Source organism: Pseudomonas paeninsulae (genome assembly GCF_035621475.1).
Lineage (GTDB): Bacteria > Pseudomonadota > Gammaproteobacteria > Pseudomonadales > Pseudomonadaceae > Aquipseudomonas > Aquipseudomonas paeninsulae.
Map to the genome: position 1 here is coordinate 3,002,369 of NZ_CP141799.1, position 15,029 is coordinate 3,017,397.

General features: G+C 59.4%; 3 protein-coding genes and 2 pseudogenes. All 5 read right to left on the reverse strand.

All coding sequences use genetic code 11. The features are described from left to right. Positions 1-103 precede the first annotated feature (103 nt). The 5 genes and pseudogenes from VCJ09_RS13820 to VCJ09_RS13840 all read right to left on the reverse strand — a co-directional run bounded on the left by VCJ09_RS13820 (position 104) and on the right by VCJ09_RS13840 (position 14,117). The gene (locus VCJ09_RS13820) at positions 104-1,378 is read right to left on the reverse strand and encodes a Wzz/FepE/Etk N-terminal domain-containing protein (RefSeq protein ID WP_324730756.1); all 1,275 of its coding nucleotides are present in this window, start codon (positions 1,376-1,378) and stop codon (positions 104-106) included. A 357-nt stretch (positions 1,379-1,735) separates the two neighbouring features. Further along, positions 1,736-1,846, reverse strand: a pseudogene (locus VCJ09_RS13825) (VapC toxin family PIN domain ribonuclease); the annotation flags it as partial. Positions 1,847-2,115: 269 nt separating this feature from the next. Continuing rightward, positions 2,116-2,496 carry a GNVR domain-containing protein gene (locus tag VCJ09_RS13830; protein ID WP_324734664.1) on the reverse strand — a complete coding sequence of 127 codons (381 nt, stop codon included), beginning with the start codon at positions 2,494-2,496 and terminating at the stop codon, positions 2,116-2,118. 796 nt (positions 2,497-3,292) lie between these two features. Beyond that, positions 3,293-3,604, reverse strand: a pseudogene (locus tag VCJ09_RS13835) (Wzz/FepE/Etk N-terminal domain-containing protein); the annotation flags it as partial. A 142-nt stretch (positions 3,605-3,746) separates the two neighbouring features. Beyond that, positions 3,747-14,117, reverse strand: a complete 10,371-nt coding sequence (locus VCJ09_RS13840) for a peroxidase family protein (RefSeq protein WP_324730757.1) — start codon at positions 14,115-14,117, stop codon at positions 3,747-3,749. Between the last annotated feature and the right edge of the window lie 912 nt (positions 14,118-15,029).

Sequence of the window (15,029 nt, forward strand, 5' to 3'; positions counted from 1 at the left end):
CGGTTACAGAATAGTGTTGAAGCAACTCGTCCGGGCGCAGTACAACCGGGGCAAAACCATTGCGCAGTGGGCGCGCAGGAAGCGCCCTATTCAAGCACCCAAGTTAATCATGCGTGGGCCGCCGCAACATATTACGCAGCAAGGCGATGAACAGACCGAGCATACCGCCGAGCACCAGACCCAAAGCCAGTATCAGAGCTTTTTTCGGCTTGATCGGCTTGATCGGTTGCATCGCTAACTGGTCGATGGTGACCAGCGCCAGGGTTGATACATCGACGTCAAGGTTGCGCAAGCGCGCAGCCTCTTCGCGCCAGCTGGCCAAATCTTTGAGAAACAAGTCCTCATTCTCACGCTTATTGAGCACTTCAATCTGGCGATTGCTCGCCAGCAACTGCAGCTCCTTGGCAATTTGCGCGATACGCGGCTCAGTGAAATCATCCGAGCGGCGCTGCAGCAAGGCATTACGCTCGGCCTCGAGCGCTTCGCTACCCATGAAGTACAGCGGTATCTGCTGGTTGTTGACCTCGGTGCGAATCACGCTACCTTGCGTCACCCTCTCGCCCTCGCCCAAAGAGGACGGCGTAGCAGGCTTGCTGATACCCAGCGCCTTGGCGATACGAATGGCCTCATCCAGCTGAGCAACGCGGTTGTCGCGGTGAGTTTTAAGCTGTTGGCGCAAGGCCTTGAGTTCGTCTTGTAGATTTGCACGCTTAAGATTGTCTGCCTCCTGCAGCTTGGCAATCCTGGCGCTCTTGTTAGCTTCGTAGCTTGCGCGAGCCGCGCTCATCTGCGCTTCGAGTTGATTCAGGCGATTCTGGATCACGACCGCTAAATCGGCGGCGATGCGCTCACGCTCAAGCTGAAAGGCATATTCGACCAGGCCATTGACCAGAGCGACACCCTTGACATCCTGCGGATAGGTCAACTGAATGCCGACATAGGCGCTCAGGTTATCGGTTTTCTTGGCGTCGGGCAGGAGCATCTTGAAGGCTTGCTGATTGAAGCTTTCAAAGGTCTGCTCAAGGCTACGATTGGGTTGACGCAAGACCTCGAACAAGCCTTGATTGGCGCGAAAGAACTCCAGTCGGCTGTCGTAAGAGTCCAGGGAAGCGCCGACGCGCTGCATGGCTTGCTTGGGCGTCAACTCATAAACGCCAGTGCGATTCAGGGCATCGAGATCCTTGATTGCCGCAGGGCGTAGTACGCTTTGCACTTGGTATTCAGGGGTCGCCAGAAAGGCATAAGCTGCCGCTGCCATGCCGACCAGCACCGTCACCAGTGCAATCAGTAGCTTCTGTTCCCAGAGCGCGTGAAATAACGCAGCCAGGTCGATTTCATCACTGGAGGTTTGTTGTATCGGGGGGGAGATCGCATTCACGGTCAAGATCCATCTTCAAAAATGGCATCACTAATTCGCCAACAGGGACAACGATCCTTGGAGTCTTGTTGTTGTCCCATTCAGCTGGCACTCGCGCTGGAGCACACGGTTTGAAGGGCTTGCGCCCATCCCATTGGCAGAGATTTCGCGGCATTGTGCCAGCGCCGTACGACATTACAAGCCTTGACAAGCGATCTGCAGTTACTGACAGACGGACGGGAACTTTGTGACGCAGATCATAGTCACCTCGCCCTGTGGCTTTGGTTGTAGCGTGTACTCGCGAAGCAGTACGCCACCCGAAAGGCCGCACCATGCCGGACTGTTCGCTGCGCGCCTGAGGGAGCACGGCAACCCAGCCTACACCCTGTTTTCTAGGCGTAGCCCTGGAACACGCTGGAACTCTTTCAGGTTATTGGTGCCCAGGATCAAGCCTTCTGCGCGGGTATGGCCGGCGATCATCATGTCGTAGCAGGCCGTTGAAAAATCCGACTGCAATTCTCCCAACCCGCCAGGCTTGATGTTTGGGTTTTGGGGCGAACACCCCGGCCAGGACGCTCTGCCTCCATTGTGTCGGGACGCGCCGAACCGCCCCAGACTGCATGCCCACGCGGAGCGTGGGAACGATCAAGTGCGGTGCCCGCCGCTCTTATAGGAGGCTCCGGGCGGCGTTCCGTGCCCCGGCGCGATGCTTGGTTTTTTGGGCGGACGTTGTCCGCCATCGCCGCGGGGCGCGCCTCCTACATAAAGTCACGCGATTCGTGAATGTGGGGAGTCAACGGCGTACTGCTGTGCGAGTACGATTTGTCGGCTTGCCTGGGGCGCAGCAATGCTGCGAAGACTCCGAGCATCAGGCCGGCGACTCCGCCCAGGCCGATGATCAGTGCCTTCTTCGGTTTGACGGCCGCGAGCGGTTCGAGTGCCTGCTGATCCAGCCGAACCAACTGCAGGCCGCTGGTATCGAACTTGATTCCTTTGAGTTGAGCCGCCCGCCTCCTGGCGCCATTCCGCCAGATCCTTGAGGTACAGGTCTTTGTTCTGGCGATTCTCAAGGATTTCCACCTGACGATTTTGGCTGAGCAACACCAGTTCCTTCTCGATCTCGGCAATCCGTGGCTCACTGAAATCGTCGGAGAGGCGCGCGCTCAAAGCCTCGCGCTCGGCCGTCAAGGCTTCGCTGCCCATGAAATAGAGCGGAATCTCTCGGCTGTTGACTTCAGCGCGCACGACCTGCCCCTGGCGCTGCACATCAGCCATGGCCGAGGGCGTGGTGGGTTTCTGGATACCTAGGGATTCGGCTATCTGGATGGCTTCGTCGAGTTGTTTAATGTAATTCTCGCGACGCGTTTTCAATTCGCCACGTAAAGCGTGTAGCTCGTCCTGCAATTGAGCCCGCTGCAAGGCATCCTCTTCGAGCAGAGTGGCTATTCGTGCCTCTTTGCTTGCCTCGTAACTGGCTCGCGCCGCTTCGATTTTTTGCTCGAGGCTAAACAAGCGATTGGCGATCAGCACCTTCAGGTCTGTGGCGATTCGCGCCCGCTCACTCTCCAGCACAGAGCCGACCAGGCCATTGACGACCGCCACGCCTTCCACGCCCCTGGGGTAAGTCAGCGATATGCCGACGAACTCGCTCAGACTGTTGGGCCTTTTCGGATCGACTTGCAGCATGGTGAACGCCGAACGATTGAACTCTTCAAAGGCCTGCTCCAACGAACGGCCCGGCGTGACCATCCCACTGAAAAGCGCCTGATTCTCACGAAAAAAGGCGATGCGGTTTTCATAGGACGACAGTCCTGCCCCCACGCGACTCAACACCTCGGCCGGGGTCAGCTCGTAGACGCCAGTTCCGTTCAGTTCATCGAGGCTGCCCCGATCCACCGGACGTAGCAGGCTTTGCACCTGATAGTGCGGAGTGGCCAGAAAGGCGTAAGCAGCTACACCCAGGGTGACGAGGGAGGCAATGGCTAGAATCAGGTATTTCTGCTGAAACAGTGATCGAAGCAGCTCGACCAGATCGATTTCATCGTTGTTATAGGTAGGTACACTGCAGTTGTTCAGGCATATGTCGGCTAGGGTCCGTCTAAACACAGGTCTATCGCATGGTACACGATCGCTTTTAAACCCCCTCCTTGAGCGCCCTGCCCCTTTTAGGTAGGCAGTAGCAGGCCCATCCCTTTGTGCCCAGGGGAGTGACAGTCTTTTGGCAGATTTGTTCTGCCTCAAAGGCATGGGCTTGTAGGGTGCGCTCCGCGCACCATCGAATACCTACGGCAAGCGGTGCGCAGAACGCAGCCCACAAATAAAAAAAAGCACGGGGGGCGAGGAGCCTCCCCATGCTGTATTAGTCTATGCCTCTTTGTTGGCGGCCTCCTTATACCGCCAGGATAAAGTCTGCTTGGGTGACAGTGGCATCGGCGACACCTACCAGCACTATGGAACCGCCACCGAACGTCACTAAGGTGTCCGCACCGGCATTTGCGATGGTTACATGGACAGCGAAGTTCGCCGCAGTTACTCCGAGCGCAGCAATATCAAGTAGATCCTGCCCGCCGGTCGGGTCGGCATCGAAGCCCGTGATCGTGTCGTTACCAAAGTTCAGCGTTGAGTACACGAAGCTATCGTTGCCGAGGCCACCGTTGAGCGCGTCGTTGCCTGCACCTCCGGTGAGTGTATCGTTGCCGGCGCCGCCCACGATTACGTTGTCGAGCGCGTTGCCAGTGCCCGCGAAATTGCCGCTACCGCCGAAGAACAGGTTCTCGACGTTGGCACTCAGCGTGTAACTCGCCAGCGAGGTCCAAACTGTATCTATGCCGCCCCCTACCCCTTCGACAACTACATCGCCAAGGTCGGTGACTTCATAGACGTCGTTACCGGCGCCACCCACCATGATGTCGGCTCCCGCACCACCAATAAGTACGTCGTCACCAGCAGCGCCCACAATCGTGTTATTGAGGGCATTGCCAATGCCGGTGAAGTTGCCGCTACCTCCGAAGAACAGGTTCTCGACGTTGGCACTCAGCGTGTAACTCGCCAGCGAGGTCCACACCGTGTCTATGCCGCCCCCTACCCCTTCGACAACCACATCGCCAAGGTCGGTGACTTCATAGACGTCGTTACCGGCGCCGCCAACCATGGTGTCGGCTCCCGCACCACCAATAAGTACGTCGTCACCAGCAGCGCCCACAATCGTGTTATTGAGGGCGTTGCCAATACCGGTGAAGTTGCCGCTACCTCCGAAGAACAGGTTCTCGACGTTGGCACTCAGCGTGTAACTCGCCAGCGAGGTCCAAACTGTATCTATGCCGCCCCCTACCCCTTCGACAACTACATCGCCAAGGTCGGTGACTTCATAGACGTCGTTACCGGCGCCGCCAACCATGGTGTCGGCTCCCGCACCACCAATAAGTACGTCGTCACCAGCAGCGCCCACAATCGTGTTATTGAGGGCGTTGCCAATACCGGTGAAGTTGCCGCTACCTCCGAAGAACAGGTTCTCGACGTTGGCACTCAGCGTGTAACTCGCCAGCGAGGTCCAAACTGTATCTATGCCGCCCCCTACCCCTTCGACCACAACGTCCCCAAGCTCAGTGACTTCATAGACGTCGTTACCTGCACCGCCGATCATGATGTCGGCTCCCGCACCACCAATGAGTACATCATCTCCCTCGCCACCGTCCAGAACGTCATCCCCCCCCAACCCATTCAGCACGTCATTCCCAGCCAACCCCTGGATCTCATCAGCGAACGCCGTACCGTTCAGCACATCGTTCCCTGCCGTGCCGACAATCAGATTAGTCACCACCGAGGTCGCCACCGAGGTCACTGTTTCCAGCGTACCAAGGTCATCGGTGTAGGTAACCACCACGCGCAGTTGCTGCCCGGTCAGCGCCAGGGTCGGGGTGAAGGTCGCGGTAGTCGCGCCAGCGATATTCGCGAAGGCCGCAGCACCACTCCTGGCTTGCCACTGATACGACAGCACCGGATTGGCCGGGCCGTCTGGATCGGTGAAGGCTCTGGTCGCTGTCAGCAGTTGACCCACGTTCGGCGTGGTATCGCTGATTAGCATGGTCCCCACCGGTGCGTCGTTGACGGATACCGCTGCTACCGGGTCAGTCACTGCCGAGAACACGGTTTCAAGAACACCGTTAGCATCTTTGTAGATGGCCTTGACCCGCAGTTGAAGTCCAACGACGTCAGAGGTAACGCGGAAGGTTTTACCAACCGCCGTCTCCAAACCCACACCCGTCTCAGTTGTGATGTTTTCGAACAAGCCTGTCCCGGTAAAATCAGCCTGCCAGTAGTAGCTGACCGGTCCAGTTACCCGACCCAGTCCAGGGTTGTCAGCATCGGTTACGCCTTCAACCCCTGCGCTCAGCAGCGAGCCCACTTCAGGGGTGTTGTCGTTGATTGATGCCAGACCTACGGCTTCGTTGTTCAAGCCGGCGACCAACACGACCGACTGGTCGTTGAACTGCAAGCGCTCGATACCGCTGAGTTGGTCGACCCCGTCGGTCCCGACCAGATCGATAACCGTGTAGTTACCATTACCTCTATCGATGATGGTGTAATTCGCCATGAGTCCGGAATACGCGGCCGTATCGAAGTTGAAACCGCCAGACCCCGGTAGGATTTCGCGGACGATCTGCAGTTGTCCTGGGTTATAGAAGCCGCTGAGCATCAGCGGAACCAGAGGCCGCATGCTGTCGAAGGTGGCGATCTCAGGGCCAGTCGGCAAACCATTGGCGTCGACGCCGGCGCGTACGCTGATGCGCACATTCAGCCACTTGTCGCCGTCGATGATGTCGTCACCGGCTCTGCCCTCGATGATGTCACTGCCATCGCCACCGAGGATGATGTTACCGGCACCGAACGAGGTGACTGGGGTAATGCCATCGCCAATGGCGTTATCGAGCAGAGCCTGCAGGCCGTTGATCAGGGCAATATTGGTCAGCACGCTACCCTGAGCGCCGGCTGTGGCGATCACCGCTGCGTCAGCATCGTCGCCGCGCAGGATGTCACTGTGCTTCGAGCCCGACAGACCTTCCACTTCCTTGAAGCGCGCCAGGATACCAGCCGCTACCGGCCCTGGTGCCGCGTTGGCGGCGCGAACATTTAGGTCGATCTCCACCCCGGTCAAATCGTCCTTGAACGTCGCCCAGTCGAAGCCAGAGGCGCCGATGTACTTGTCACCAGGGCCAGCGCTGCCGACCATGATGTCATCGCCGCCTTCGGCATTCATGATGTCCGGGCCACCGCTGCCGATGTAGACGTCGTTACCGACCACCAGATCCAGCCCGAGCGGGTCGAAGTTGTCGCCTGGGCTGCCATCCAGGTGCCCGCCTTCAAGCCAGTCGTCACCCTCGTTACCAGCGTTCTGCTCGTCGCCGTTGCTACCGAGGATGAAGTCGTTGCCCGGCCCACCAAAGGTCTCGGTGCTGTCCTCACCGTTGATGATGAAGTCCTGACCGAAACCGCCGAGGATCAGGTTGATGCCGTTACCGCCGTGAATGACGTCGTTGCCGCCATCGCCCTGGATATTATCGTCGCCGCCGCGGTCGGTGATGATGTCGTCGCCGTCGCCGCCGCGAATCATGTCGTTGCCGTCACCGCCCTCGAGGCGGTCGTTGCCGGCGTCGCCCCAGATGGTGTCGTCGCCGATGCTGCCGATCAGGGTGTCATTGCCGTCGGTACCACCGAGCACCACGTGCTCATCACCGGTGTAATGCAGGTAGTTGGCCTCCACTGCAAGGGTGTTGGGGTTATCGCGCATCACGTCGCCAAGCGGATCGTCATTGCCCAACCCAGCATTGAACTGCTTGGTCTTATCTGCCTCGAGAATCAACCCCGGAGTCAGGAAGATCAGGCCCGGCAGGTGGGTAGCGTTGGTGTTGTTCATCACCATCTTGGCGAACGAGTTGTTCTCCAGTTCGGTGACGAAATTCAAGCCAGCGACACGATCCAGATAGTAGAAGCGATCGCCGTTTTGCAGGGCCTCCATCTGGGTCTCGAAGACGAAGTTGAAGGTCGATCCGAGCATGCCGCCGAACGGCATGATGGCTTCGGCCAGGCCGCCGATCCAGAAGTCGATCGCATCGACACCGGTGGTGGTAACGCCGCCAACATTGGCATAGGCGCCCACGCTATTGAGGAAGCTCAGGCGATCTCCCGCTATGGCATCGGCATCGAACGTCCGCTCGTCCACCGTGCCGGCATTGATTACAGCCGTGCCGCCCAAAACCAGTGCGGTCGCCACCGCACGCATTTCAGCCAGTGTATTGACGTCGGCCGCCAGCAGTTCGGCATGGGTGCCGTAGGCGGCGATGAAGTTGATCAACGACTCTGGGTGCCTGAGGTTCTGCAGCAGATCGACCCAGCTGGTGTACGGCTTCAGCTGGCTGTCGCCAGTCATGTTGTAGAACTCGCGACGCGCCGCGTTGAACGACGGGATGCCAGTATCCCGCCCCCGGGCGATGTTGATGGCGGCCAAGTCCAGCGGCAAGCCAACCAGATTGCTGCGTAGCGCCTCGGTGACGAACTCGTCAATCTGGTTACCGACCTGACGGGTTAGCCCGCGCGCTATGGCACCAGCAGCCTCATCCGGACTCGGGCCGCTGTCGGCGAACGCGAGCGGGTTGAGGAAGGCGGCAATCAGGCCGATCTCGCTGCTGACGAAGTTCGGGTCCAGGCGGTCGATGGTTTCGGTCAGCATGGAGTGACCGAAGCGATACACGGTATGCGCGAACTCGGCGACGATCGAGGCGTCAATATCGGCGTCATAGCCCTGGGTAGGACCGGTGAAGACGTCGATCTGCGGCTGAATGGTGCGCGCGAATTCCTCGAACACCAGGTGCTGGTACTGCATTTCGGTGCTGAACTTGCCGACCTGGAACAACCGCTCACCGTTCCACACCAGCGCGTCGATCGCCGCTTGGCCAACCGGTAGCGAGGCGATCGGGGTCAGCAGCCATTCGTTGATGAAGGCCACATCGTTGCTCGCCAGCACCACATCCTTGGTGTGGGCGACCATTCGATTGTGCTCGGAGTGGAAGATATGGTGCACCGCGGTCAGGCCGATGTTCTCGTTGACCCGGCCGTCACCGGCGATGTAGTGGGCGTCGAGCAGTTCGTTATCGTAGGTGCCCGCCGCTACTGGGCCGCCCGCCACATCATCGGCATCAGCCGTCAGTGCTGCTCCGGTCTGCTGGTTGATCGGTACGGCGTTGTGAGCAATATCGATGAGAAACTGATGACCGGTACTCACGGCATTGGTCAGATCGACCGGTGCCGCCGGATTACCCTCGACCAAAATGGTCGTATCGTCCGCGGTACCGGCGATGCCATCTGCGCCATTGCCAGTACGGATAACAACCATCGGGAAGCCGTTTGGCCCTTTCATGAAATTGCCGTACTGATCGGTGGCCAGCAGCGGCACATCGAACACCTGGGCATCGGTCAGGTTGATGCCGAGAATGTCACGGGCCTGGGCCTTGACCACCGCCCAGGTGGCCATGCCGCCAATCTCGCTGTCGTCTCCGTTACCGAAGATGCCATCACCCAAGTTCCGGTTAGTGATCAGGCGTCCATTGGACACCGGACCGTTCGGGGTGGCGTCATAGGCGCGCAGGAATACCTGCTGCGAGGCGTGCGAGCCATAGGTCTGGTTCTGGTCGACGAACGGTGAGGTGGTGTTGCTCTGCTCATGGATGTCGTCGGCAGTGCCCAGCACGCCATCCGGCCCCGGCTGATTGGTGGCACGGGTCAGGAGCATAAAATTAGGCGCCCCCGGAGCCGGGTTGAACAGCGGGTCGTCCGGCTGCAGCGGGATAAACACCGTGCCGCTGCCGCCCTTGGTCACCAGGTCCAGGCCATGGTCGAAGAACTGGCCGAAGAAGGTCATCCAGGGGTTGAACGGAGCGGACAGGCCTTCGTCCGGCGCCACGTTGGGCAGGAAGAACACCTCTTTATCGTCGGCGGTGCCGAATATCCCATCCAGGCCTGGGCTCAGCACAGTCGCGGAACCCTGGGCCAGCGCAGCGGCAGCCGCCGCGACAGCCGCCGGGTTGTTGGCGGTCTGGTCAACGATCAGGTTGCTGATGATGCGCGGCTGTGCGTCCTGAACAAAACCGCTGGTTTGGTTGTACGAAGTGGGTGTAACACCATCTCCGCCCATTGTGACGTTCAATGGATCAGCTTCATTGAACACCGGATCGAGCATCCGCGGGAACACCGTATCGGCGGCGCCGAAGTGGCTCTGATCGGTGCGCAGGTTGTTGAGGTCACCGGTGACGGTGCGCAGTCCGAGCGGTGAACGCTCGTGCGGCAGCAGGGACAGCAGATCCTCACCGGCGGCATGCCGCTCGGCGATCTTGATCGAGTCAAGGATGAACTGCAGGTCCGAGCGAATCAGGTGCATGCCCAGGCTGCTGGTGCTGGATTCCGCCGGCAGCGGCGCCAGCGGTACCACTGGCGCACCCGCGGCGACATCCGCAGTCGGCGCCGAGAAGACACTCTCAAGCACGCCGTTGCCATCCTGGTAGACCGCCCGCACACGAACATTCAGGCCCTCCAGGTCTGGCGTGACCTTGAAGCTCTGCCCTACGGCCGGCAGACCACCGAAGGTCAGGATATCCTCGAAGAACCCATCGCCTGGAACCAGTTCGACCTGCCAGTAGTAGCTGACCCGGCCGGTGACCGCGCCACTCAGGTTGGTACCCGTGACATTGTCGCCGTCGGTCACAGCGGCGACCGAGGCGACCAGAGTCTGGCCCACTTGCACCGAACCGATGATATTCACCTGGCCCACAGGGGCAGTGTTGCCGGCCAGGATAGAACCTGGGGTCTGCTGTACCAACACGCCATTGACGTTGACATAGGCCATATCGTTGAACTGCAGACGCTCGATATGGGTGAGGCGGTCGACGCCATCACCGCCGATGAAGGTATCGGTTACGGTGATGATGTCGTCGTTGATATCGCCGGGTGTGCCATTGTTGTTGACGCTAATGAGGTAGTCGGCGAAGTTGCCGGTGAACATGGCGGTGTCGAAGCCCACCGCGCCCGTCATCAGCTCGCGCACTATCACCAGTTGCCCGGGGTTGTAGGTGCCATTGAGCATCAGCGGCACCATGGGTTTCATACTGGTGAAGCTGGCGATCTCGGGACCGCTGCCGTCTATGTTGGCGCGCACGCTGATGCGCACGTTCAGCCACATGTCACCATCGATCAGGTCGTCGCCACCACGCCCCTCGATGATGTCGCTGCCAGAGCCGCCGAGGATAATATTACCGCTGCCGAACTGATCGTCGGCGTTACCCAGGATGCCGTCCGGGCCGGCTGCCGCCTGGCCGAGGAAGGCCCGCAGGCCGGTGATCAGGTCAATGTGATTGTTGGTCAGCACGCTGCCATAGGCGCCAGCGGCAGCAATCTGCGCCGCGTCTGCATGATCGCCGCGTAGCTGGTCGGCAAAGGCCGAACCGGACAAGCCCTCCATCTGGGCGAACTTGGTGGTGACAGCCGCTATCGACGGCGACAGCGGGGTCTCGTTAAAGGCGTTGGCCAGGAAATCCACGCTCACGCCGTAACGGCTGTCCTTGAAGGTGGCCCAGTCGAAGCCGGACATACCCTTCATCTTGTCCGGACCGGCACTGCCGACCATGATGTCGTCGCCGCCCTCGCCGATCATTTCATCGAAGCCGCCGTCACCGAGGAAGACGTCGTGACCGATCACCGAGTCGCTGCCGAAGGGGTCGAAGTTGTCGCCGGGCGCGCCGTCCTGGCTGCCGATTTCGATCCAGTCGTCACCCTCGTTACCGGCCATCTGCACGTTCATCTTGCTGCCGAGGATGAAGTCGTTGCCTTCACCGCCAATCACCTCGGAGATGTCCTCACCGGTGACGATAAAGTCGTTACCACGGCCGCCGATGATCAGATTGATACCATTGCCGGCGTGGATCACGTCGTTGCCGTCGCCGCCCTTGATCACATCGTCACCGCCCATGTCGGTGATGATGTCGTCGCCGGCGCCGCCCTGGATCTCATCGTTACCGTGGCCACCTTCCAGGCGGTCGTTGCCGGCGTCGCCATACAGGGTGTCATCGCCGATGCTGCCGATGAGGATGTCGTCGCCGGCGGTACCACCGAGCACCACGTGCTCTCCGCCGGTGTAGCGCAGGTAATTGGCATCAGGGCCCACGGTCGCCGGATTATCGCGAATCACCCACGGCATCAGCGGATTGCCGCTGACGGGATCGGCGCTACCCAGTCCAGCATTGAACTGCTTGGTTTGATCGACCTCGAGAATCAACCCAGGAGTCAGGAACAACTGACCTGGCAGGTGGGTGGCATCAGTGTTGCGCATCACCAGTTCGGCGAAGGAGTTCTGCTCCAACTCATGGACGAAATTCAGTCCAGCCAAACGGTGCAGGTAGTAGAAGCGGTCGCCATTCTGCAGCGCCTCAAGCTGGGTCTCGAAGACGAAGTTGAAGGTCGAACCGAGCATGCCGCCGAACGGCATTTTCGCCTCGGCCAAGCCACCGATCCAGAAGTCGATCGCATCGAGACCCGTGGTGGTCACACCATTAGCGCCGCTGGCCCAGGCCCCGGTGCTGTTGAGGAAGTCGAATCGGTCGCCCGGCGCGCCTGCGCCGCCGAGCACTATGGCCGACGCCGCCGCACGTTTGCCGTCCAGTGTGGTTTCGGCAGTGATGCTGCCGTGGGTGCCGTAGGCGGCGATGAAGTTGATCAGCGATTCCGGGTGCTTGATGTTCAGCACGAAATCGCCCCAACTGGTGTAGGGCTTCAGTTGCGAGTCACCCGTACCGGCATAGAACTCACGACGCGCCGCATTCAAGGACGGCACACCAGTATCGCGGCCACGGGCGATGTTGATCGCGGCGAGGTCGAGCGGTAGGCCCAAGACGTTATTGCGCAGGGCCTCGGTGACGAATTCGTCGATTTCGTTAGCGACTTGACGGGTCAAACCCCGGATGATGGCGCCAGCGGCCTCATCGGGAGTGGGGCCGCTTGCGGCAAACTCCAACGGGTTGAGAAAGGCGGCGATCAAGCCTATCTCGCTGGAGACAAAGTTCGGGTCCAGACGGTCGATGGTCTCGAGCAACATCGAATGACCGAAGCGGTAAACCGTGTGGGCGAACTCGGCGACGATCGACGGATTGATGGTGTCATCGAAGTCAATGAAGGCATCGACATTTGGTTGAATGGTGCGCGCAAATTCCTCGAATACGATGTGCTGATACTGCATCTCAGTGCCGAGCTTCGCGGCCTGGAACAGCCGTTCACCGTTCCATTCCAGAGTGGAGAGATTGGCGGGCACTGCAGCGACTGGCGTCAACAACCATTGATTGAGGAAGGCCAGATCACCTGAGTCGAGAATCACGCTCTTGGTTTGCTCAACCAGGCGATTGTGCTCGGAGTGAAAAATGTGGTGAACCGTGGTCAGGCCGATGTTCTCGTTCACCCGGCCATCGCCGGCGATGTAGTGCGCGTCGAGCAGTTCGTTGTCGTAGAAGCCTGCACCGACTGCCCCGCCGGCAACGGTGTCTGCATCAGGTGTAAGCATGTTGCCGTTCTGACCCACCGGTACAGCGTTGTGGGCGATGTCGATGAGGAATTGGTGATTGGTGCCTATCGCGTTGTCCAGGCTGATGCCCAGCCCGCCATTAGCGGAGGGGTCGCCTTCGACCAAGACGTTGCCCGCCATTACCACCTGCGGATAGCCGTTGGGGCCCTTGATGAAGTTGCCGTACTGATCGGTAGCCAGCAGCGGCACGTTGTCGAACTGGGCATCGGTGAGATTGATGCCGAGGATGTCGCGCGCCTGGGCCTTGACCACCTTCCAGGTGGCCATGCCGCCGATTTCCATATCGTCGCCCGTGCCGAACTCACCATCGGCGCCGAGGTCACGGTTGGTGATCAACTTGCCGGTCGCGACCGGCTTGCCGTCTGCGTTGACCGCATAGGCGCGCAGGAACACCTGCTGCGAGGAGTGCGAACCATAGGTCTGGTTCTGATCGACGAACGGCGAGGTGGTGTTTTCATGCTCAACGGTATCGTCGGCCGTGCCGAGAATCCCATCCGCGCCAGGCCCCGCCACCTGAGTGGCCCGGGTGAGCACCATGAAGTTGGTCGGGCTGCCCGGCACGAAGAGTGGGTCATCCGGCTGCAGCTGCATGAACACGGTGCCATTGCCGCCCTTGGTGACCAGGTCGAGACCATGATCGAAGAACTGGCCAAAAAAGGTCATCCACTGGTTGAACGGCGCCGAAAGCCCCTCGTCCGGGGCAATGTTCGGAATCAGGAAAACATCCTGATCGTCGGCATTGCCAAAAACGCCATCCAGCCCAGGGCTCACCACAACGGTGGCGCCGTCATTACCGGCCGCAGCGGCCACTGCCGCCGGGTTATTGGCGGTCTGATCGACGATCAGGTTGCTGATGATGCGCGGCTGCGAATCGAACACCAGGCCGCTGGTCTGGGTATAGGAGGTGCCCCCCTCCGCAGCATTGAATACTGGGGTGAGCAAGCGAGGAAACAGCGTGTCAGCGGCACCAAAATCCGTACGCCCATCGATCAGGTTATTGAACGAGCCATCGACCGTACGTAGCCCAAACCCAACTTCGGTATTGGGCAGCAAATCGATAAGGGGGGTGCCTGCAGCATGGGCTTCAGAAATCAGGATTTGCTGAAGGATGAACTCGAGGTCGGATTTAATGAAGTTGGCCATGGTTGCTTCCTCAATGCTGACTGCAACCGGTCTAAATCCAGGCTGCAAGAAATCCACTCCGCATTCTTGCGAAGAGACTGAAAACTCAGTTTTCCGGGCGATGCCCTCAGCCACACCACGCTCAATGACTCGCGGTCTTCAGTGGTCAGCTATCGAGGACGATGTCCCTGGGTGCTCTAGCCGCTAAGGCAGAGCTTTATCGCAGGCGGGGGGGCCACGCAGGTGGGCCGATAAAACGAACTTGAGGCATACCGCCATCATGCAGGCGAGCTTGGCTCTGTCCACGGTGTTACTCCTGGGTTGTGCATTAGCAGAAACGGATGACGGCGCCTCTCACCTTCGTCACGCATCCGTTAAATCAATCACGCTCCCTTCACAGCTTTTTAACGCTCCTTTCACACTCTCTATAAAAGTTCCACTCCGAGGAGTTGTCAAGGATTCGACACCGAATAATATAAAAACCAACAGAATAGTTATTTAATTGTTTTTAATGGATTTTTTATAATATACAACCGTGACAAGCGCTGTGCATTATCAAACCAGCCCAGCTTTAAAGCGCGGTCCACCATCTATTTTCCAGGCTGCGGCTCAAGCTTGAAGGCCTGAGCAGCAGCCTTATTCCTAACCGCCAGATACCGGTCGCACACCAAGGACAGCACGACTCGCTCGTGCTCTGGCGCGTGGATAATCCGAGGAGAGGTTGCCCGACAAGCATGCGGAGCAAATCAGAAGCGAAATCTGCAAGCCATCAACCCACTCTCGGCGCCGTTAGCCGCTTGTGACTGCTCCGTCTAGTGGCTGGACCCCGCGCACCGCAGCAAGCCCCAACTACTCCACCCCATCTTGGCCAAGGGCTCAGAGGCAACTACAGCCTGCCGGATACTGTTGTACGGGTAGCTCAAAGCGGTCTAT